The organism is Providencia manganoxydans (assembly GCF_016618195.1).
GTDB lineage: Bacteria > Pseudomonadota > Gammaproteobacteria > Enterobacterales > Enterobacteriaceae > Providencia > Providencia manganoxydans.
On the sequence record NZ_CP067099.1, the window covers coordinates 2,780,146 to 2,801,829 of the forward strand.

A 21,684-nucleotide genomic window follows, 5' to 3' on the forward strand; every position below is an offset into this window, starting at 1 on the left:
TATGAAAAAAATACCTTGTATGTTGATGCGCGGTGGCACATCGAAAGGCGTATTTTTATTAGCAGATGACTTACCCCAAAATATTCAAGAGCGTGATGAATTAATCTTAGCTATTATGGGTTCAGGACACGCTTTACAAATCGATGGTATCGGTGGTGGTAGCCCACAAACCAGCAAAGTTGCCATTATTAGCCGCTCCCCTCACCCTGATGCCGATATTGATTACCTTTTTGCTCAAGTTTCTATCACTGATCGTATTGTCGATACCGCACCCAATTGCGGTAATATTTTATGTGCTGTCGGTTCTTATGCGATTGAAAAAGGTTTAATGCCCATTACTGGTGAAACAACTGTAGTACGTATTCGCAACATCAATACTGATACTTTTGTTAACTCCACAATACAAACACCAAATGGGCAAGTACGCTATGAGGGGGATACTACAATTGCGAGTGTTCCTGGCCATGCAGCACCTATTTCGCTTACCTTTCTAAATGCATGTGGTACAAAAACCGGCAAATTACTGCCAACAGGGCGTGCCATTGATATATTTGATGGGGTAGAAGTGAGCTGTATTGATATGGCAATGCCAGTTGTCTTGATTGATGCTCCGCAATTAAATAAAACCGGTTATGAAACCGCAGCTCAGCTTGAATCAGATAAAGAATTTATGCAGCGCTTGGAAAGTATTCGTTGCCAAGCAGGGCTCGCAATGGGATTGGGCGATGTCAGCCAAAAAGTGATCCCCAAACCGGTATTGGTTTCCCCAGCCATTCATGGTGGGACTGTGAATGTGCGCTATTTTATGCCACATAAATGCCACGGTGCATTGGCGGTGACGGGGGCCATTGCTATTGCAACTGGCACACTCATCAATAACTCAGTAGTCAAACGTTATCTCACTAAACATGTTGATATGCAGCATATTTCGATTGAGCACCTCAGTGGTAATTTTGATGTCTCATTGAGCCAGCAAGGTGAGTTTCCTTTAGGGTTACAAGCCTCGATTATACGCACTGCTAGAAAACTATTTTCTGGAGATGTGTATGTTCCTTGATACCGCATATTGGCTTGCACAAATCCATGACGCCGACTAATTAGACGTCATGACGTTGTTGACGAAGCGGGATAAACGCGTTTTTTCCCGCTTCGTGTTATTAGAATTGAAATTCACCATTAATGAAATAAGAAACTTGGTGTGCCTCATCTGGGGTTGGCAACTCTAATTTGTTTGCCATCCGTTCCATCACATTTTCAGGTACCGCGTATTTACGTTGGCGATTCTGTTGTTGCCACTGTTTATACGGGACTTCCAAATAAATTAAATGTATTTTGGCTTGATAGCGAGCAAACAAGCTGATCATACTTTCTCTTAAAGAAGCGCTGAGCGATGTGGCATTCCAAATAAAATCCGTTTTTGCGCGTAATCGTACTTTAGCTTGCTCTTTTGCATACTGAGCGACCCAACCTTGAGCATTTCTATCTGCTGGGCTGATTTTATGCTCTCTGCGGATCTCATCAAGGCAAATCACCTCTCTATGTGGATAGTACTGAGCAATAAAATGATCTTTCCCCATCCCCGGTAGGCCACATAGCATAATCACTTCGCTGCCAAACTCTTCAAATGGTTGATAGTCAGGTGAACCACGCTGTTGATGAAAATAATGAAAGCGACCTGCCATTGATGCAAACGCCTTTGGCTGTTCCCAACAACCTTGCTCACGACAAAACAGCTCAAACAGTTCAATACGTGATAGCAGTTCAGCCTGATCAGCGCAAATACGTCCTAATACATCCGCTTTTGCTAATAGGCAAAGCAACGGCATTGCCACACGTAATGAAGCAGCAAATAAAGCACGTTCAGGATCTGCCTTTTCCATAACCCATAATGGCAAACCGTGGTATCTGACCAATCCGGCTATCTGTTCACGGATAACAAAAGGAGTCTCCACCTCGCGAAATAGGATATGGCGAACCGATAGTTCACCTTTTTTCGCATGACCCGGTGAACGAATTCGCCCATCTTGTTCACGCGTTGTCGAACGCTTTTCCACATCATGTAATAACGCTGCCGCCCAAACAATATTTTGCTGCAATGCCGGTAGCTGCTGATATTCAGGTAAACTTTCTAAGGCATTTAACACCATTTGGGTATGTGTCGCCACATCACCTTCGGCATGGTGCTGTTGATCCTGTGGAACACCTCGCATATCACGCACAAAATCAAACCGTTCTTCTAACTGTGACCATTCACGTGTATCGCTGAGTTGCCAATTCATGACTGCCCTCCTTGGTACTCAAAGGCTAATTTTGCTCGCTGCCAATGGCGTTTCCAGTGAATATCCGTTTTAACATGATTTTTACGGACATATTTAAAAACATGGCACTTAAAGTCATCAAGACTAAAACGTTGGCTATCACGCGTAACAATCCCTTCCATACTACAAGGTTGTTGGCTATGAGTATCATAGGCAATAAATTGACTATCTTGCTCTGCCGCCGTGATCAGCTGCTGAGTATAGACTTGTGAGTCGAGCTGCTTATCAATATTCAGCGATAATTCAGGTACTGTTGGGAAATCAAACAGTGAGGCATAAAATTTGACCTCCTCCCAACTTAACCAGTAATTACCCTGCCTGACCGCAAATACATAGAAATACTCTTCAATATGTTGGTATTCAATAGAATGTACGGCATAAAGATTTTCACCAAACAGCTCAATATCGCCTAAATCATTTTTAATGAGCTGCCAACGTTGACGGATCTGCTGACTCCATGCTGATTGAGTCGGTGCTGCATGAGAGCGTGCAAATACACCGTGCCGATTCAAGCAATTATTTTCACCATCGAGTTTTTCAGTATGTACCAGTTGTTCAATGTTCTGGATGTGCGACCACCAATCGCGATTAATACGATCATCACTGGTGGTGCCGGGGGAGAACGGATAGTGATACGTTCTACCATACTTTCTTGATTGCATATTCATCATGCTTTCTCTACAGAAATAGAAAAAATAACAAATCTTTTAGCCAGATTTGCCTCTGTGTTGTTTGAGAAATCAAGAGTAGGTATTACATATTTTTTCCGCGAAACGGCCTCATGTTAGGGAAAATGGATTAAAACGAGGAGATCTTAACTTAATTGTCAAGCCTGAAGCTATCAATTTAATCTGAATCTATACGCGTTACACTTTAAGTGGCCACGCATTATATTGAGATATAGTGGTTATGTTCACGCACGCAGCCACATGCTGAAGTAGGCTCCTAGCCTCTCATCAACTTGTCATCTCGCTGGATCTCACATTATTTAGAGCATATAAATGAAAAACCGCAGCGTTATCACTGCGGTCTCAACGAATTAAATAAAGGAGATTAAATTAATATAGGCCAAGTAATGCACCAATACCTAATGTAAAGAAGCTAAATAACCAAATCCATCCAAACGAATAACGTAAATGGCGTCCCATATCGATCCCAGCCAGCCCCATCGCTAACCATGCAGCAGGAGAGAATGGGCTAACAAAGGTTCCTGCATTGTTACCAATCGCCATCGCATAAACCACTGCGGATGGGTCGACGCCAGCTGTTTCAGCTATTTGTTGAATAATAGGGAGTAAAGCGAAATAGTATGCATCTGTACTGGTGAAAATATCCATTGGTACACCGAGGATCCCCACGAAAATATGAATTTTCGACACCCACTCGGTTGGTAAGATAGCGGTTAAATCTTCAGCGATTGATTTTAACATGCCACCATCAGATAAAATTCCAAGGAAAGCCCCTGCGGCCAATATAATCGCGACCATACCCAGCGCTTGTGGCGCATGTTGAGACAAGACTTTCATTTGGTCTTTTGGATTCGGGAAGTTCACCAATAAGGCTATCGACAACGCAATCATAAATACATAAGGCGCTGATAATAAACCAAAGGCCAAACAAATAATTGAGGCAATAATCAATCCACCATTAATCCATGGTTTTTGCGGTTTATTAATTTGTTGCTCCACATCTGAGAATTGCTCATTTGCAGGTAACAATGAGTCCGCTAAATAAGGTGTTGTGCCCTTTTGTGCCGCGGCTGCAATACGACGTTTTTCACGTACCCCCATTAATGCGGCGAAAATAGCAGCTCCAACCATACCAATAATCTGTACAGGGATCAGACCTTGCCATAAAGTTGATGCGTCAATGCCTGTCACTGCTGATGCACGACCGAGTGGTCCTCCCCATGGAACCATGTTCATGATCCCCATACTGGTACACATGAGTAGCAACATCAAATAAGGGCTCATGCCTAATTGACGATAAAGTGGCAGTAATGCAGGAATAATAATTAAAAAGGTAGCAGCACCAGAACCATCTAAGTGTACAACACCCGCAATTAACGTAGTCATCACACAGACGATGATCACATTGCCACGAGTCATTTTGACCATCAAACGAATAATCGGGTCAAAAATATGTAAGTCTTTCATTAAGCTAAAAAATAGAATGGCAAACAAAAACATCGCTGCCACTTTGGAGACTTTATTGATACCACTTTCGAAAAAAGTAGAAATTTCAGGTATTGAGTAACCTGCGATTAGGGCACCAATAAAAGGAATACACGACATTGCAATGATTGGGCTAACTTTTCCCATCATCAGTAAGGTCACAATAGAAAGAATGATCAAGATACCAATAATCGTAAGCACATTGAGTTCCTTATTAGAATTATTTTTTCAGGTGAATAATGAAACGCTAAAATATTTATCTGAATATTATTTATCTTTGATTAAATAGGATTCGTTTTTAGACCTTATATAAAGCGACCTAAATTTAGCAAGTACGAATATATTTTTTTGCGAGGAAAACATCCGCAAATCAGTAACTAAAATCGCTATTTAAAATAAAAACACAGGTTAAAACTCTTTTAACACCATTAAAACCATTAGCGCAAATTAAGACCAAAGCAATTTGTGTTTTATTTGTTTAATCACTAACTTAGCGATTATATGGGAATATTTATTTGCAATTATTAAGCGATTTTATCTTTTCTACTTTTTTTTGATATTTCATCCCTTAAATTAATTGGTAGCGGCAGAAATTTATACTTTTTTGCTTAGCACTCAAATTTTTACTTCCCTGCTTGCATTCTGTTGTGGCTCCACGGTAAAAAATTTAATAGCAAAATCACATCTATCGCACAGCATCATGATGTATTTATTTGTATTCTTTTAAGATCTGTTTGATTAAGGTTATTAATTAAGGAATACAATAATGAGCTTCCTATTTTCACCTTCCTCTTTGGGGCAAATCTCTTTAAACAATAGGATTATTGTTCCACCAATGTGCCAATACTCAGCTATTGATGGCATGCCAACTGCGTGGCATAACGCACATTATATGAATTTAGCGCTTTCAGGTGCGGCTCTAGTTATTGTTGAAGCGAGTGCGATAACACCTGTCGGACGGATCACCTACCAAGATTTAGGTATCTGGAATGATGAACAAGCTAATGCGCTGAAAAAAATGCTAAACGACATTAGGCAATTTGCCGATGCACGTCTTGGTATTCAAATTGCTCATGCAGGTAGAAAGGCATCCACTGATTTACCTTGGGTCGGTGGTAAAAGTTTATCCAGTACAGAGCCACATGGCTGGCAAACTGTATCAGCCTCAAATATAGCATTTGGGCAATCTTATCCACCTTGCGAATTAAGCCAAGCGCAAATCGCGGAAACGGTACAACAATTTGTTGATGCCGCTAAGCGCGCGGAATATGCAGGATTTGATGTCATTGAAATTCACGCTGCACACGGTTATTTATTGCATCAATTTCTCTCACCTTTATCCAATCAACGACAAGATGAATATGGCGGTAGTTTTGAAAATCGCAGCCGATTGCTGATCGAAGTGTTCCGTGCAGTTCGCCAAGCAGTTACCTCTGAAATCGCGGTGGGTATTCGTATTTCAGCAACAGACTGGGTTGATGGCGGTTGGGATTTACCTGAAGCAATTGAATTAACTGAACAGCTTGAAGAGCTCGGTTGCGATTACATGCATGTGTCATCAGGTGGGTTATCAGATAAACAGCAGATCCCAGTTGGTCCAAACTATCAAGTTCCCTTTGCACAAGCAATCAATGAACATACCATGATGCCCGTTATTGCCGTGGGTTTGATCACTGAGCCAGCTCAAGCAGAGGCGATTATTGCAACGGGGCAAGCAGATTTTATCGCGATAGGTAGAGGGATGCTGTATGACCCACGCTGGCCATGGCATGCTGCGGCACAATTATCTGAAAACATTCGCGTCGCACCACAGTATTTACGCAGTGCACCACATCAATTTAAATCGTTATACTCAAAATAATTCATAATTAGAGATATTCTAAGCAACAATTGAATAAAATATGGGCGAAATTATCAGTATTCAATGAAAAATATTGTAACTGAAAAGATGGCAAATATATTTAAATAAATAAAAAACCACAACACATTATTTGGACTGATGTTGTGGTTTTCATTGCGGTTAAATTAACGGTCGTTCTTAGTACATTGATTGACGAATTCAATCATTGATTTCTGAAAATCAGGCTCCGCTGTTGCAGATTTGGCTAATTCACCTTCAATACGTTTAAATTCTTTTAAACCGTATTTTTCTATTGTTTTATCGTATGCGCAACCACAAATTGCACTAATTGCATCCGCAGTTTCACCCGCTGGGCTACCTGATGCCTTAACACAGTCGCTTACAAAACTTGCTTTATACTCAGCAATTTCAGCTTTATCATCTGAACATGCCGCCAATAACGTCATCACACCAGCCATACCCAAAACTAAAGCGATCTTTTTCATTCTAAGCCTATTATCTATTTGGATTGTATTGATATTAATCTTATTTAGATTAATCCCCCACACCGTTCTTATGTAAATAATCATAGCTGCTTTAATATAAAAAATCTCTATCATAAGTAACGTTTTAATAAAAATCTTAATTGGATAAGGCGCGGAAAGAGCGCCAGCGATAATAAAATAATGCGCTTAAAATAAGCACACAGCCGATAATTTGGATCGCAGGCATCCTTTCGTGATACCAAAAAGCTGCAACAAACACCGTCATCACTGGCTCTAAAATCATAATAATGGCTGCGTTGGCTGCTGTTGTATTTTTTTGCCCCACTAATTGCAATATAAAACGCAAACTGGTAGCAATGATCGCGCTAGCGGCAAACCACGCTAATGTCGATGCTGAAATCGTTGTTGGCCATTGTTCCAATAATAAGGATAACACCAAACCAATAACGCCTGTGCAAGCCAATTGAATCGCTGTTAATGGCAATACTGGCAAGCTGCGTGCATATAGGCTGGTATAACAAAAATAGATAGCCTGAACGATTGCCGCGGCTAAAAACCACAGTTGGCTGCTTTTAAACTGGATTTGTCCTTTAAATAACGTCAAACAAGCGAGTCCGAGTACCGCGATAGGCAGAGCTTGCCAAAAATAGCGTGAGGGACGAATTTTTAAAATAATCCATCCAACTAAAGGGACAAATAACATTGCCAAGCTCATGATAAATGCTCCCTCGCCAATAGAATCTGTCGTCGCAACAGCGTATATCCATAGTGCGAGGTTTAGCGCCATCCAACCACCGGTCATTAAAGCGCTAGGCAGTTGTCGTAAGCGAAATTGATTACGCTTGCCACCACAGAATGGCAATAAGATGATTGCAGCCAATAAGAAACGACTGCCGAGAAAAGCAAATATGGGCATTCCCTGCACTGCCTCTCGTGAAAAAACCCATCCCCACGCGGCAATAAATGTGGTTAAGACTAAAAATAATTCAGCTTTTCTTTGGGAATGCATTGGCATTGATACCAGTTAATACGATGTGTTAGCGATAATCATACTAACTATCGGCTAAATGCCAATGGATATTTTATCGTCGCTCGCGAATTCGCTCTCTAAATATGACGTTCACAGCTCAAATTCTTCCTCTTAAATACGGCTGACACGGTCTATTGTCTGTTTGACTAAAACATTTTCATTTTTCGACTCATTAAATGAGGAAATCTTGTAACAGATTGGTCAATTTTTCTCATTCTGCCGAGTGAGATAATAGCCATATAGTAAAACACATAAATCAAGGTGGACATGATGAACTGTACACACAAAGATTCGCTCAGCCAGTTTGAATTAATTAAAAATACCAAAAATGCCATCCGTGCGCGTAAATATGCTCATCCAGACGAAATCAATTTATTATGGAAGAATTCATCAAAAGCGAGTTGGCTGCAAATAATGCTGATTGCTTGTGTTGGCAGTTTTCTATTGATCCTGTTAATAAGCTAGGCGATTTAAAATATAAAACCCAGATGGCTATTGCTATCTGGGTTTTATGGGCTAATTAATCACCAATAACCGAGGAATTTCCACCAAATACTACCTAAACCTATCCAAATAATTAGGTTAACAACGCTCATCACAAATCCCGCTTTCCACCATTCCCCTAAAGTCGCATAACCAGACCCAAAGATAATCGGTGCCGTACCTGTTCCGTAATGCGTTAATGACATCATCAGTGATGATGAGAATGCTAATGTTAAACCTAACAACATAGGTGGCGCACCTAACGCCAAGCCTGCTGCAAAAAATGCCCCAAACATAGCCGTAATATGTGCGGTGGTACTAGCGAAGAAATAATGTGAGTAGACATAAATTAGCACTAAAATAAGTGCTCCCCAAACCCAGCTAAGCCCCATATTATCAATCGAAGTGCCCACTGAGAGCGACATCCATTTAATTAAGCCGAGTTTGCCTAAAAAACTTGCCATCATCACTAACGCAGCAAACCATACAACCGTATCCCACGCACCTTTATTTTTTAGCACATCATCCCAATTAATCACCCCTGTGGCCAATAAGATCCCAAGACCAATAAATGCCGCAGTCGTCGCGTTAATAGTATAACTAGAGCCAAATAGCATCGCAGGTACTCCTGCCCACATTAATAGCAATAACAGGAAGACGCCTAACGTGATCACTTCAGGTAATGAAATTGGCCCTAACTGCTGTAAACGTTCTCTGGCGAAATTTGGCGCATCTGGCGTTGAAGTTATTTCGGGCTTATACATGAAATAAATCACCAGCGGCATCAGTATCAGTGAAACCAGAGCTGGAGCAAAAGCAGCAATCGCCCACATTGACCAAGTCAATTCATGTGTGCCCCCCGCTTCACTGACGATCAGACTCACAATAAGCGGGTTTGGTGCTGTTGCAGTAATGAACATCGCAGAAGTAATTGGGTTAATATTATAGTTAACCAAAGAAAGATAACGGCCTATTTTTCCTGCGGTGCCATCATCGGCTTTAGAGCCAAAACTATCGGCAATTGAACGCATTATGGGGTGAATGATCCCCCCACCACGTGCAGTATTGCTCGGGGTAACAGGAGCAAGCACTGTTTCTGCAATGGCTAATGAATAAGCGATCCCGAGTGTTTTTTTACCAAATAAAGATATCACATAATAACCAATTCGAGCCCCTAATCCGGTCTTATTTAAACTCATTGAGACCATGATAGAAATACCAATCAGCCAAATAAGATCATTTGAAAAACCACTTAATGCATCTGCAATTGCCGCTTTCGTCGAATTAGGGTTAGTCACCCCCGTCACGGCGACTAATGCAATAGCAATGATAGAAACACCACCAATAGGAAGTGCCTTACCAATAATCGCCGCAATAGTTCCAACAAAGAGCGCCAATAAATGCCAAGCATCAGGATTAACACCTTCGGGAACAGGGATCACGAACCAAATAATGAGGGTAATAGCAACAGCAATCAATGTAGGTATCGGTTTTAACGGGGTCAGTTTATTCATGTCAGGCATCCATACACGTTTTAAGATGGAAACAAAAAACTGTACTCTAAATAATTCGCAGTTCAGCTAGGCAGGAAATAAATCATGAACAACATACCTTAATGTAAAACGCTGTAGCTGGAAGAATAACGAGTACTAATAATATATTTTTATCTTTACAGTTATGTTAGCTAAATATCGTTGAAAGACTTTGATCGTTATCATTGAGTTATACATCTTTACATATAAAAAACGACTTTAATTTAGTAACAAAAGGTAATTAATCAATTCAACAAACATTCTTAAAAATTTAACTAACAGGTATCATTTCATTTACCTTGTTATTATTAAAATAATAAGCACATCAATTTATAATCAAAAAAACACCACTTCACTCGGTGAATGGGTAAATAAGTGAAAAATCTAATTTATTTTCCAGAACCATCACTTTTTGGCGTATGCAATATACAAAAAAACTTAGATAATTTATATTACAGCTAGTAAAAATGAAGGCTGAATCGAATTATTCATTTTCTATCTTATTACTCACTACAAGCGACTAAATTATGACCTTCACACTTCACGAATAATAATGTACAAATAATAAACTCACCTTCGCTTAATCATTAACGACAATCACCTTAAAATTCTCTCTAAACGTCAGGTATCAAACTATTTTCCCCTGCATTACAATTAGCAATTGATTAATCTTCATACACAGTATGGCTATTTAATCTACCCTTAACCATGGATGCACACTAAATAAAGCAATTATTCTGAGGGAATTTAAATGACTAAAAATGATGTCAGCTACAAAAATGAACTACAACCTTGTATTATTTTATGCACGACAAACAGCCAAAGTAATGCGATAAAAATTGCTCAATTGTTATTAGATAAACACTTAGCAGCCTGCGTGTCACTGCTTCCTGAGCTAACGTCACTTTATCGATGGGAGGATGGGATAGCCCAAGACAAAGAAATTATGTTATTCATCAAATCTACCTACAAAAACCAATCTAAATTATTTGCGACAATCAAAGAAATTCACCCTTATGAAACACCTGAACTGATTTGTCTGGATTTAGATCAAGTAGATGGCAGCTATTTAGAATGGTTAATAAAATCGGTTAAGTGAACCTAGATAGTGAGCAAGCTCCCAATATTTTATCTTACCTAAGCACGAGTGTACTGGTCTGCTCTGGTAGGTAAAAAATAAATGTTATACAGATGTTCTCGTTTTCGATTTATTTGCCCTCTTTTATAGAGGGCTTTTTTCGTAAACTCATCAGATTTGGCGTGTTTCGGCTTCACCAGCAACATAATAATCCGCTTGGCTTGTGGGAAGAGGCGCCCGTCCACGGATTTTATCCGCTATTTTTTCTGCGATCATAATAGTTGTCGCATTCAAATTGCCTGTAATAATCAACGGCATAATCGATGCATCAATTACCCTTAAATTTTCAAGGCCATGCACTTTACCTGCACCATCAACAACCGCCATCTCATCATTTCCCATTTTACACGTCCCACAAGGGTGAAATGCGGTTTCTGCGCGCTCACGCACAAAAGCATCCAATTCCTCATCCGTTTGAACGTACTTACCAGGACTAATTTCTTCACCTCGATAAGGTGCTAATGCAGGCTGAGACATAATTTCACGCGTGATACGAATTGCTGCACGAAACTCCTCCCAATCCTGTTCACATGACATGTAATTAAACAAGATACTTGGATGTTGATAAGGATCCGTTGATTTTAACCTTACACGTCCACGACTAGGGGAGCGCATGGAGCCAACATGAGCTTGAAAACCATGTACGTTAACGGCATTACTGCCATTGTAGTTGATTGCGACTGGCAAGAAATGGAATTGAATATTTGGCCAAGCAAACTTTTTGCTCGTACGAATAAAACCGCCAGCTTCAAACTGATTACTCGCCCCTATACCAGTGCCTTTAAATAACCATTCTGCCCCAATACCGGGTTGGTTATACCATTTTAATGCAGGGTATAGCGATACGGGTTGCGTACATTCATATTGCAAATACATCTCCAAGTGATCCTGTAAATTTTCGCCAACACCAGGAAGCGAATGTACGATAGGGATATTGAACTGTTTTAGAACCTCTTCAGGCCCCACACCAGAACGCTGTAATATCTGTGGTGAAGCAATCGCACCAGCGCATAATAACACCTCTTTACGCGCCTTAACTTGAACCGCGTTTTTACTGTTTCCTTGATAAAAACGCACCCCCGTCGCTTTTTTCGACTCAAACTCAATCAAATCAGTGGTCGCATGGGTGATAATAGTTAAGTTTTTACGTGCCTTAGCCTGATCAAGATAGCCTCTCGCAGTACTAGAACGACGGCCTTTCGGGGTAACCGTTCTATCCATCGGGCCGAAACCCTCTTGTTGGTAACCATTAAGATCATCGGTTCTCGGATAACCCGCCTGTACACCAGCCTCAACCATCGCATGAAATAACACATTGTTACCTTGCTTTGGCGTCGTCACACTGACGGGGCCATCACCGCCATGATAGCTATTTTCACCGATATCTCGCGTTTCCGCTTTACGGAAATACGGTAAGCAATTGAGATAGTTCCAATCCTCTAACCCAGGCGCCTTAGCCCATTCATCGAAATCTAATGCATTACCACGGATATAACACATACCGTTGATTAACGAAGAGCCGCCTAACCCCTTGCCTCGGCCGCATTCCATACGGCGGTTATTCATGTGAGGTTCAGGCTCCGTTTCATAAGCCCAGTTATAACGGCGACCCTGTAACGGATATGCTAATGCCGCCGGCATTTGAGTGCGAAAATCGAACCTATAGTCCGGTCCTCCAGCTTCAAGGAGCAGCACAGTAACATCAGGATCTTCTGTCAGGCGAGTAGCGAGAACGTTACCGGCTGAACCAGCACCGATAATAATGTAATCATAGACCATTGTTATCTCCTCTGTTTCAGTCAAATTAAAAATAAGTGATTAAAATACGGATGAAAATTCCTCGAGCTCAACTTGAATGGATTTGATTTGAGTGTAATTTTGTAATGTGACTAAGCCATTTTCACGCCCAACCCCTGAGTGCTTGTAACCGCCAACAGGCATTTGAGCCGGTGATTCGCCCCATGTATTAACCCAACAAATACCCGCTTCCAATTGATGAATGACTCGGTGAGCACGTGATATATCACGGGTAACCACCCCTGCTGCTAGTCCATATAATGTATTATTCGCTCGCTCAATCACTTCATCTTCCGATTGATAACTGAGAATGCTCATCACAGGGCCAAAAATTTCCTCTTGGGCGATCCGCATATCATCTGTACAGTTGGTAAAGACAGTAGGCAATATGTAAGCTCCCTGAGCAAACTCATCTTCAATGAAACGTTCCCCCCCACACAGTAATGTAGCGCCTTGCTGTTTACCTATCTCAATGTAGCGCAAGACATTTTCCATATGAGAGAAACTGACAAGTGGTCCAAAATTGGTATCAGGATCAACCGGCGAACCAATTCGAATACGCCCTACACGTTGTTGGATTTTAGCTTCAAATTTCTGTTTTAATGCTTCAGGCACAAACACTCGCGTCCCATTAGTACAGACTTGCCCTGAGCTGTAAAAATTAGCCATCATGGCAATATCTGCGGCGATATCGAGATCGGCATCATCAAAAATGATCAAGGGTGATTTACCACCTAGCTCCATTGTCACTTCTTTAAGTGTCGAGCCAGATGCATTTGCCATGACTTTTTTGCCTGTCGCAACACCACCTGTAAACGAAACCTTAGCGATACCTGAATGTTCTGATAGCCATTGCCCAATTTCGGCGCCACCAGTAACAACATTAAATACGCCAGCGGGTAGGCCTGCTTCGGTATAAATTTCAGCTAATTTAAGTGCAGTTAATGAGGTGACCTCACTGGGTTTGAATACCATTGCATTACCAGCAGCTAAGGCGGGAGCCGATTTCCACAGAGCAATTTGAATAGGGTAATTCCATGCGCCAATCGCAGCAACAACCCCCAGTGGTTCACGGCGTGTATAAACGAATGAGCTATCACGCAAAGGTATCTGCTCCCCTTCTAAAGCGGGGATCAGACCTGCATAATACTCCAACACATCTGCACCTGTTACAATGTCGACATAACGGGTTTCTGATATCGGTTTACCTGTATCCAATGTTTCAAGTTGAGCGAGTTCTTCGTTACGTTCACGCAATAAATCAACGGCTCGACGCAAAATACGTGAACGTTCCATTGCCGTCATTGCCGCCCAAATTTTTTGCCCTTGATGAGCACTTTCCACCGCCCAATTAATATCTTCATGGCTAGCTGATTGTAAACGTGCGATCACTTCACCATTTGCTGGGTTAATTGCATCAAACTGCTCACACTCAGGTTGTGAACTATCCACATATCCACCGTGGATATAGAGTTTATGTAATTGGGATTGGTGCATAATATCTCCTTCAATTAAAGCTAAGGCTTAGCTCTGACCATGTCGTTCAAATTGCATATCGATGTATTCGTTGGTAATGGTTAATGCATCCTGTAGTGGAAATGTTTCGTTGCTTAACGCGCTACGTAACCAAATCCCATCAATCAACGCTGCTAGGCCTTTTGCAGCCATACGTGCCGATTGCTTATCCAGCACACGCGCAAACTCATAACTTAAGTTTGAATATAACCGTCTATCATTGACCTGTTGTAAGCGATTTAAATTGCGTTGATGCATACTGCTTGCCCAAAACGCTAACCATGTTTTCATTGCCGCTTCACTGATCTGTGAAGGATCAAAGTTACCTTCCACAATAGCTTGAATGCGTTGCTTAGGCTCGGCATGACTCAACATCCTTAAACGCATTGCAACAGCAAAACCGAGCTGGTACTGAATATGGCGCATTGTGGCCTCTAATAAACCATTTTTATCGCGGAAGTAATGGCTAATAATTCCTGTTGATACTCCCGCTTTGCGAGCAATTAATGCGATGCTAGCTTCCTGCATTCCAACCTCATTAATCACTTCAAGTGTGGCTTGAATTAGCTGCTGCTTACGTATCGATTGCATTCCTATCTTCGGCATGATCTCTAAACCTAAAAAATACAGTGAACACTATTATTAAACTTTTTTTTAATTGAACATTCAATCAATATTAACTATATTTTATCACAAAGATTTTACAAACGTAAGGAGAGGATAGCCGTGAAAATTTGAATCTTTGCTAAAAATTCAAACAGTTAGTAAAGAATGCAACTTTTAACTTTTAAACAAATAAAATTGTGGAACTGCCGATGACAACTCAAAACAGTCCAAAAAATCAGCAGAAAGACAAACTGAATTCTGTGGTTTTTTTCTATTCCGCTGGGTTAATCCTAGCGTTTTCATTTTTCACCATACTCATGACCGAAACCGCCAATCAATGGATCGTTGCCACGCTAGGCTGGGTATCCAAAACATTTGGTTGGTATTATTTATTAGCAGCAACCTTGTATATCGTGTTTGTGATTTTTATCGCCACCTCACGGTTTGGTAATATCAAGTTAGGGCCCGAGCAATCTAAGCCTGAATTCAGTGTGCTCAGTTGGTCTGCAATGTTATTTGCAGCAGGGATCGGTATTGACCTGATGTTCTTCTCTGTAGCAGAGCCTGTGACACAGTATATGCTACCGCCAACTGGCGAAGGGCAAACATTAGAAGCAGCCCGTCAGTCGATGGTGTGGACCCTATTCCACTATGGCCTGACGGGCTGGTCTATGTACGCATTGATGGGGATCGCTCTGGGGTATTTTAGTTATCGATATAATTTACCTTTAACCATTCGCTCCGCGCTATATCCTATATTTGGTAAACGAATTTACGGGCCAATTGGCCACACCGTCGATATTGCCGCCGTTATTGGTACCATCTTTGGAATTGCAACCACATTAGGCATCGGTGTTGTACAGCTTAACTATGGGTTGAAAGTCCTATTCGATATCCCACAGGGGCTGGCCGCTCAAGGTGGATTGATCCTACTTTCCGTTATTATGGCTGTAATTTCAGCAACTTCAGGGGTTAATAAAGGGATCCGCGTTTTATCTGAGCTAAATGTGTTACTGGCTTTTGGTTTGATCTTATTTATTCTCTTTGTTGGTGATACTGAATTCTTACTCAATGCCTTAGTACTGAATGTCGGCGACTATATTAACCGCTTTATGGGTATGACCCTTAACAGCTTCGCTTTTGATAGACCAACGGATTGGATGAATAGCTGGACGCTCTTTTTCTGGGCGTGGTGGGTTGCATGGTCACCATTTGTAGGGCTCTTTCTTGCACGTATTTCCCGCGGACGCACTATACGCCAATTCGTTATTGGCACCTTGATCATTCCATTTGTATTCACCCTGCTTTGGCTATCCATTTTTGGTAATAGCGCACTCTATGAAATCATTCATGGTAATAAAGCGCTCGCCGAAACCGTTCTTGCCGCTCCCGAGAAGGGCTTTTACTCACTACTTGAGCTTTACCCGGGTTTTGGCTTAACCGCTTCTGTCGCCACCATCACTGGCTTGTTATTTTACGTGACATCTGCTGACTCAGGCTCCTTAGTACTTGGTAATTTCACCTCTAATTTAAGCGATATTAACAATGATGCGCCAAACTGGTTGCGTATTTTTTGGTCAATCGCCATCGGTTTATTAACCCTTGGTATGTTGATGACCGATGGTGTTTCTGCTTTACAGAACACGACCGTGATCATGGGTTTACCATTTAGTTTTGTGATTTTCTTTATCATGGCGGGTCTATATAAGTCATTAAAAGTTGAAGATTTTAGACGTGTCAGTTCATTAACGACCAGCGCACCTGCGCCTTTATATGGCAATGGCAAATTAAACTGGAAACAGCGCCTTGGTCGAGTGATGAATTTCCCTGGAACCACTTATACCCAAAGGATGCTCGATCTTGTGTGCGTACCGGCCATGCAAGAAGTGGCAAAAGAGCTATCACTGCGGGGTGCAAAGGTTGAATTTAATAGCCTTCCACCGGTTGCAGATGAGCGATTAAACCATTTAGAGCTGGTTGTCGATTTAGTTGAAGAGCAAAACTTTATTTATCAAATTTGGCCTCAACGCTATTCAGTACCGGGTTTCACCTATCGAGCACGCTCAGGGAAATCACACTATTACCGATTAGAAACCTTTTTATGGGAAGGAACTCAAGGTAATGATTTAATGGACTTTACTAAAGAACAAGTGATCAGTGATATCTTAGATCAATATGAAAAACACCTTAACTTTATTCACTTAAGCCGTGAAGCCCCCGGTTCAACACTAACTTTCCCTGAAACTAACTAACCGTACTACCTAAAAAGGACTCGTTTGAGTCCTTTTTAGGCTTGCAACGGCCTGCACGTTTTTCCAATAAATTTCATGACAAGTCATTAATGTCTTCATCATTTAACCAATGAATATGGCGTAATTTTATCGTTAACGACCCAATGTAAGCAGGAAAAATTTCCGCTATTGAAAGAGAAATGATGATGAAAAAAACACTGTTTTCACCTTATTTTGATGTGACTGTTGATGCGATTTGGAATGATCCACTTTCCCCCAACGGTAAACCAAACCCTAAATATAGCCAAGCTGCGATCAGTAAAGGCGTTGATGGTGTTTACTTAGCTTTTTTAACTGCGGATGCGAATAATAATGCTGCATGGGGAGCATACTCAAGTATGCCTATCTCTTGGGCTAAACCATTTTGTGATGCCTTGATTGATGCCAATATCAAAGTGATAGTGTCCTTTGGAGGGGCTGCTAACTATGATATTTCAGTTAGACAAACCGTTGAGCAACTTATTGCCACCTACCAAGACGTGATTGATACGCTTGGCGCTTCACAACTGGACTTTGATTTCGAAAATGATTTATACGATGCCGATAAAGCTTTTAGCGCATTAGTCACCATCATGAAAAATAACCCTGATATCGTTTTAAGTCTCACATTACCGGTCATGCCATATGGCCTTGTTACAAAAGGGTTAGCCTTAGTACAAAAATCCGTTAATGCGGGTTTAAAAATGAAAGTTAATGGTATGGCAATGGATTATGGTCAAGGAACTGATAAAAATATGGGACAAGCAGCGGTTGATGTAGCAAGCAGTCTAAAAAACCAATTAAAAATTTACTACCCAACACTGACAGATACGGAGCTATATGATTTAGTACAAGTCACACCAATGATCGGCCTTAATGATGATAAATCTATATTTAACTTTGATGATATTAATACCCTAAGTAGTTTTGCAAAAACCAATGGAGTGAACTTAATTTCAATATGGAGTTTAACCCGCGATAGAGTTGGCGTTGGTGAATCAGCATCAGCGTCCTACTCAGGAAACTCAGCACAAACCAAGGATTTTGAATATACGGAACGCTTTGTCAATGCTCTTAAATAATCAATTTAAATGATGAGTTATGAAAACCTAAGGAAAGGCACTATCGCGCCTTTCCTTATTTCCTTGCTTGTTCAATCATCTGTTTGAGCTGTTCAGGATCATGCAGCCATGTAGGTTCACCAGTACATCCCTTGGTGACAACAGAGCGATGACAGAGATCATTATTCCAATTTCCCCAAGTATTACCTTGTTGCTGCTTTTCAGCCAGTAAATCTTCATAATGACGCTCCGCTTCAGGGATCTTCTTTTTAGGATCAAAAACGAAACGTTGTTGCTGTTTGACAGTATCAATACCTTGATAGTTTTCACTATATACGCGATCTGCGGGAGACTTTTCTTTGAAGGTATAATCCGTTGCCATACTTGGAACGGAAATAATAAACATGCTGAATATTAATAAGCTTTTAAACATAATCATATCTTGATAATAAAATTATCAAAAATTATAGATATGACGAATGAAATGGCGAGTTTTATCTTAAAAAAACTCGCATTAATGGACGATTTATCAACAGATGAATGATATTTTCATCAAATTTCAATCGATTGATTTTATTTGTTTTTTTATGACTAAACTGTTAACCACACAAAGTTTAATGGATAATAGCCTTCGAGGCTTTAAATCATTCAAAATACAGTGAGCCGGCAAATGAGCATACTCAACAACACCGCAACTATAATGGGTAATTATGATACCCCATCATCTCAGAAATATTACATCCCGCCACCTTTAATAAACTCACATAATCGTCTAGTTGTTGTTCATCAAAGCGAATAGTTGGGAAAGATATTGATAATCCTGCAATAACTTGCCCTAAACGATCATAAATAGGCACGGCAACACAACGTAACCCTAGCTCTTGTTCTTCTCTATCCTCTGCGTAACCTTGTTCTCGCACCATCGCTAATTCAACCGTTAGCTGATTTGCATTCAATAATGTCGTCTCTGTTTTTCTAACAAATTCAATCTGTTCTAATATTCCTTTGACAATCTCTTCATCTTGCCAAGCTAACAGCACTTTACCAATAGCGGTACAATACAAAGGATTACGTCGTCCAACTCGCGAATACATGCGTAAATTATAGCTAGAATCAATTTTATGAATATAAATAATCGCATTATCATCAAATGCACCAAGATGTAATGCCTCATGAGTTAATTGACCAATATGGCGCATTTCTTTATCAGCAATTTCAATTAAATCAACATACTCTAGCGATTTAGCACCTAATTCAAATAATTTAAGTGTCAGAGAATATTTATCCGCTTCCCCTTCTTGTACCACATATCCCAGTTGCTTCATGGTTTGTAAAAAGCGATAAGTTGTCGCTTTTGACATGAATAAGCGTTGGGAGAGTTCAGATACCCCGATCTCTTTTTGCTCTCCTAATGCGCTCAGGATACTGAATACTTTCACTACAGAAGATACCGCGTCTGTTTGCGTGACATTATCCGTCATTATTAACCATTCCTTATAGACTCAAAATAATTCAAGTTGCAGATAGGTGGCAATCACCGCCCTTTAACGAAAAGCTCCGCGACTTGAAGCACGACGAGTATATGCCATTTTATTGACTGCTACACAGCATAGAGAACCCCCTTATAAAAAACAAGAACAGCGATTCGATTTTTTTAAAACACTGTTTCATTTTTATTGAAGTTACCTAAAAAATGGGCTTTAATGACAACCATTCAATGATGATTTTTAGAATGACAATAAAATGCAGGTGGTAAACAAACATGGCTAAAACTCTACAAGTTGCCATTATCGGTGAATGCATGGTTGAGTTACAGAAATCAGGGGAATTATTTAAACAAACCTTTGGAGGGGATACGCTCAATACTGCACTCTACCTTGCTCGCCTCACCGCTTCTTTCGGTGTGATGACACGCTATTTAACTGGGCTTGGGCAAGATCCTTTTAGCCAGCAAATGTTAACCAGCTGGCAAAAAGAAGGCATCAATACCGATCACGTTGTTATCTCAGATAGACACCTGCCCGGCATGTATTTGATTCAAACCTCAGCAGATGGCGAGCGTCGTTTTTTCTACTGGCGCGATAATTCAGCAGCTAAATATTGGTTGAATGAACAAACCGCATCTGACACTCAGCAATTACTCAACCAACAACAATTCATCTACCTAAGCGGTGTTAGCTTAGCTATTTTACCTGAACCCACGCGCAATTTATTGTTTACTTTACTTGAGACGGCGCGCCAATCTGGTGCGGAAATTATCTTTGATAATAATTATCGTCCTGCATTATGGCCGTCTATTGAAGCTGCCCAAGCGGCTTATCAACATATGCTTGCGCTGACAGATATGGCTTTCTTGACCTTTGATGATGAGCAACTGCTATATGGCGATCAGCATGAAAATCAGTCTATTACTCGTGCTCAACAATATGGCGTCAATGAAATCATCATTAAACGAGGCGAAAAACCCTGCTATATCGTTATCGATAATCAACAACAAGAGATCCCTGCGGATCAAGTGAGCAATGTTGTTGATACCACTGCTGCGGGTGACTCTTTCAGTGCAGGCTATCTGGCTTGTCGCATTTTAGGAGGAACACCTGCCGAAGCTGCCAGTACAGGTCATCTTCTTGCTGGGACAGTGATCCAACATCGCGGTGCCATTATCCCTAACGATGCCATGCCCCAAATGACATTAAATCAATCCCAAAAGGCGTAATCATGAATCGATTAATTGAGAAATTAAAAAAAATCAGTGTTGTTCCCGTTATTACTATTAATAATGCACAGCATGGCGCAGCGCTTGCTAAAACATTAGTCGAAAATGGCTTACCTTGTGCTGAAGTGACGTTTCGTACCTCAGCGGCGGTTCAAGCGATTAAAAACATGCGTGCAGCTTACCCTGAAATCTTAATCGGTGCAGGAACCGTATTAACAACTCAGCAAGTCGATCAAGCTATTGAAGCTGGGGTTGATTTTATTGTGAGTCCAGGTTTTAACCCTAAAATCGTTGCTTACTGCCAACAAAAAAATGTCATTATCATTCCTGGTCTGAACAACCCGAGTCTTGTTGAACAAGCATTAGAATTTAATTTAACTACCGTTAAATTCTTCCCCGCAGAAGCTTCAGGCGGTGTTGCGATGTTAAAAGCATTAAGCGCGGTTTATCCAGTGAGCTTTATGCCTACTGGTGGGATCGGCCCTAAAAATATTAAAGATTATACTGCCTTACCATCTGTATTGGTTTGTGGTGGTTCATGGATGGTGCCTAATCACTTAATAGACAGTGAAAGCTGGGATGAGCTCGGTAAACTTATTGCTGAGGCTGCTAATTTATAACGATGATAATGGCTTTCTGCAAATGAAACCGTAGGAAGCCATTATTTGCCCCCAGTCTATTCAATCATCTCGTTTGCT

General features: G+C 40.8%; 19 protein-coding genes. 8 read left to right on the forward strand and 11 right to left on the reverse strand.

What is annotated here, in order from left to right; translation table 11 throughout:
- Nucleotide 1 precedes the first annotated feature (1 nt).
- The gene (locus tag JI723_RS12500) at nucleotides 2-1,057 is read left to right on the forward strand and encodes a 4-oxalomesaconate tautomerase (protein WP_272579622.1); all 1,056 of its coding nucleotides are present in this window, start codon (nucleotides 2-4) and stop codon (nucleotides 1,055-1,057) included.
- Between the two features lie 100 nt (nucleotides 1,058-1,157).
- Here JI723_RS12500 and JI723_RS12505 read toward each other — a convergent pair whose 3' ends face one another.
- The 3 genes from JI723_RS12505 to JI723_RS12515 form a co-directional block, all read right to left on the reverse strand.
- The gene (locus JI723_RS12505) at nucleotides 1,158-2,279 is read right to left on the reverse strand and encodes an AAA family ATPase (RefSeq protein WP_272579620.1); all 1,122 of its coding nucleotides are present in this window, start codon (nucleotides 2,277-2,279) and stop codon (nucleotides 1,158-1,160) included.
- Nucleotides 2,276-2,986 carry an RNA ligase family protein gene (locus tag JI723_RS12510; RefSeq protein WP_319068615.1) on the reverse strand — a complete coding sequence of 237 codons (711 nt, stop codon included), beginning with the start codon at nucleotides 2,984-2,986 and terminating at the stop codon, nucleotides 2,276-2,278. The genes JI723_RS12505 and JI723_RS12510 overlap by 4 nt, the downstream gene beginning before the upstream one ends.
- Before the next feature lie 390 nt (nucleotides 2,987-3,376).
- Complete coding sequence (locus tag JI723_RS12515; protein WP_140182371.1) at nucleotides 3,377-4,693, reverse strand: CitMHS family transporter; 1,317 nt, start codon at nucleotides 4,691-4,693, stop codon at nucleotides 3,377-3,379.
- A gap of 565 nt (nucleotides 4,694-5,258) precedes the next feature.
- On the opposite strand from JI723_RS12515, the gene JI723_RS12520 reads away from it, so the two are divergent.
- Nucleotides 5,259-6,353: an NADH:flavin oxidoreductase/NADH oxidase gene (locus JI723_RS12520; protein ID WP_319068544.1), complete on the forward strand. Its 1,095-nt coding sequence runs from the start codon at nucleotides 5,259-5,261 to the stop codon at nucleotides 6,351-6,353.
- A gap of 164 nt (nucleotides 6,354-6,517) precedes the next feature.
- Here JI723_RS12520 and JI723_RS12525 read toward each other — a convergent pair whose 3' ends face one another.
- Both JI723_RS12525 and JI723_RS12530 read right to left on the reverse strand, forming a co-directional pair.
- On the reverse strand, nucleotides 6,518-6,838 hold the full coding sequence (locus JI723_RS12525) for a hypothetical protein (protein ID WP_070926170.1): 321 nt from the start codon (nucleotides 6,836-6,838) through the stop codon (nucleotides 6,518-6,520).
- Between the two features lie 136 nt (nucleotides 6,839-6,974).
- Nucleotides 6,975-7,847 (reverse strand): DMT family transporter, encoded by an 873-nt coding sequence (locus tag JI723_RS12530; RefSeq protein ID WP_070926167.1) that lies wholly within the window; start codon nucleotides 7,845-7,847, stop codon nucleotides 6,975-6,977.
- A 291-nt stretch (nucleotides 7,848-8,138) separates the two neighbouring features.
- Between JI723_RS12530 and JI723_RS12535 the strand changes: the two genes are divergently transcribed.
- Nucleotides 8,139-8,333 carry a 3-oxoacyl-ACP synthase gene (locus JI723_RS12535; RefSeq protein WP_337979409.1) on the forward strand — a complete coding sequence of 65 codons (195 nt, stop codon included), beginning with the start codon at nucleotides 8,139-8,141 and terminating at the stop codon, nucleotides 8,331-8,333.
- A 59-nt stretch (nucleotides 8,334-8,392) separates the two neighbouring features.
- On the opposite strand, the gene JI723_RS12540 is transcribed toward JI723_RS12535, so the two are convergent.
- On the reverse strand, nucleotides 8,393-9,865 hold the full coding sequence (locus JI723_RS12540; protein ID WP_318705825.1) for a DASS family sodium-coupled anion symporter: 1,473 nt from the start codon (nucleotides 9,863-9,865) through the stop codon (nucleotides 8,393-8,395).
- A 769-nt stretch (nucleotides 9,866-10,634) separates the two neighbouring features.
- Here JI723_RS12540 and cutA point away from each other — a divergent pair.
- Nucleotides 10,635-10,982, forward strand: a complete 348-nt coding sequence (cutA, locus tag JI723_RS12545; protein ID WP_070926163.1) for a divalent-cation tolerance protein CutA — start codon at nucleotides 10,635-10,637, stop codon at nucleotides 10,980-10,982.
- 150 nt (nucleotides 10,983-11,132) lie between these two features.
- On the opposite strand, the gene betA is transcribed toward cutA, so the two are convergent.
- From betA to betI, 3 genes are read right to left on the reverse strand one after another with little or no spacing between them, the layout of a single operon-like run.
- Nucleotides 11,133-12,800: a choline dehydrogenase gene (betA, locus tag JI723_RS12550; protein ID WP_337979410.1), complete on the reverse strand. Its 1,668-nt coding sequence runs from the start codon at nucleotides 12,798-12,800 to the stop codon at nucleotides 11,133-11,135.
- 39 nt (nucleotides 12,801-12,839) lie between these two features.
- Nucleotides 12,840-14,315, reverse strand: a complete 1,476-nt coding sequence (betB, locus tag JI723_RS12555) for a betaine-aldehyde dehydrogenase (protein ID WP_272579615.1) — start codon at nucleotides 14,313-14,315, stop codon at nucleotides 12,840-12,842.
- Nucleotides 14,316-14,342: 27 nt separating this feature from the next.
- Entirely contained in the window at nucleotides 14,343-14,939 is a 597-nt protein-coding gene (gene betI, locus JI723_RS12560; RefSeq protein ID WP_272579614.1) for a transcriptional regulator BetI, read from the reverse strand.
- A 209-nt stretch (nucleotides 14,940-15,148) separates the two neighbouring features.
- On the opposite strand from betI, the gene JI723_RS12565 reads away from it, so the two are divergent.
- The gene (locus tag JI723_RS12565) at nucleotides 15,149-17,191 is read left to right on the forward strand and encodes a choline transporter (protein WP_070926157.1); all 2,043 of its coding nucleotides are present in this window, start codon (nucleotides 15,149-15,151) and stop codon (nucleotides 17,189-17,191) included.
- A gap of 182 nt (nucleotides 17,192-17,373) precedes the next feature.
- Complete coding sequence (locus JI723_RS12570; RefSeq protein ID WP_337979411.1) at nucleotides 17,374-18,291, forward strand: chitinase; 918 nt, start codon at nucleotides 17,374-17,376, stop codon at nucleotides 18,289-18,291.
- Nucleotides 18,292-18,346: 55 nt separating this feature from the next.
- Here the strand turns inward: JI723_RS12570 and JI723_RS12575 are convergent, their stop codons facing one another.
- Both JI723_RS12575 and kdgR read right to left on the reverse strand, forming a co-directional pair.
- Nucleotides 18,347-18,703 (reverse strand): hypothetical protein, encoded by a 357-nt coding sequence (locus tag JI723_RS12575; RefSeq protein ID WP_337979412.1) that lies wholly within the window; start codon nucleotides 18,701-18,703, stop codon nucleotides 18,347-18,349.
- Nucleotides 18,704-18,965: 262 nt separating this feature from the next.
- Complete coding sequence (gene kdgR, locus JI723_RS12580; protein ID WP_337979413.1) at nucleotides 18,966-19,751, reverse strand: DNA-binding transcriptional regulator KdgR; 786 nt, start codon at nucleotides 19,749-19,751, stop codon at nucleotides 18,966-18,968.
- 281 nt (nucleotides 19,752-20,032) lie between these two features.
- Here kdgR and kdgK point away from each other — a divergent pair, with 281 nt between their 5' ends.
- Together kdgK and JI723_RS12590 are read left to right on the forward strand one after the other, a co-directional pair.
- On the forward strand, nucleotides 20,033-20,986 hold the full coding sequence (kdgK, locus tag JI723_RS12585; RefSeq protein WP_337979414.1) for a 2-dehydro-3-deoxygluconokinase: 954 nt from the start codon (nucleotides 20,033-20,035) through the stop codon (nucleotides 20,984-20,986).
- Nucleotides 20,987-20,988: 2 nt separating this feature from the next.
- Nucleotides 20,989-21,606 (forward strand): bifunctional 4-hydroxy-2-oxoglutarate aldolase/2-dehydro-3-deoxy-phosphogluconate aldolase, encoded by a 618-nt coding sequence (locus JI723_RS12590; RefSeq protein WP_140182393.1) that lies wholly within the window; start codon nucleotides 20,989-20,991, stop codon nucleotides 21,604-21,606.
- Nucleotides 21,607-21,684: the final 78 nt, after the last annotated feature.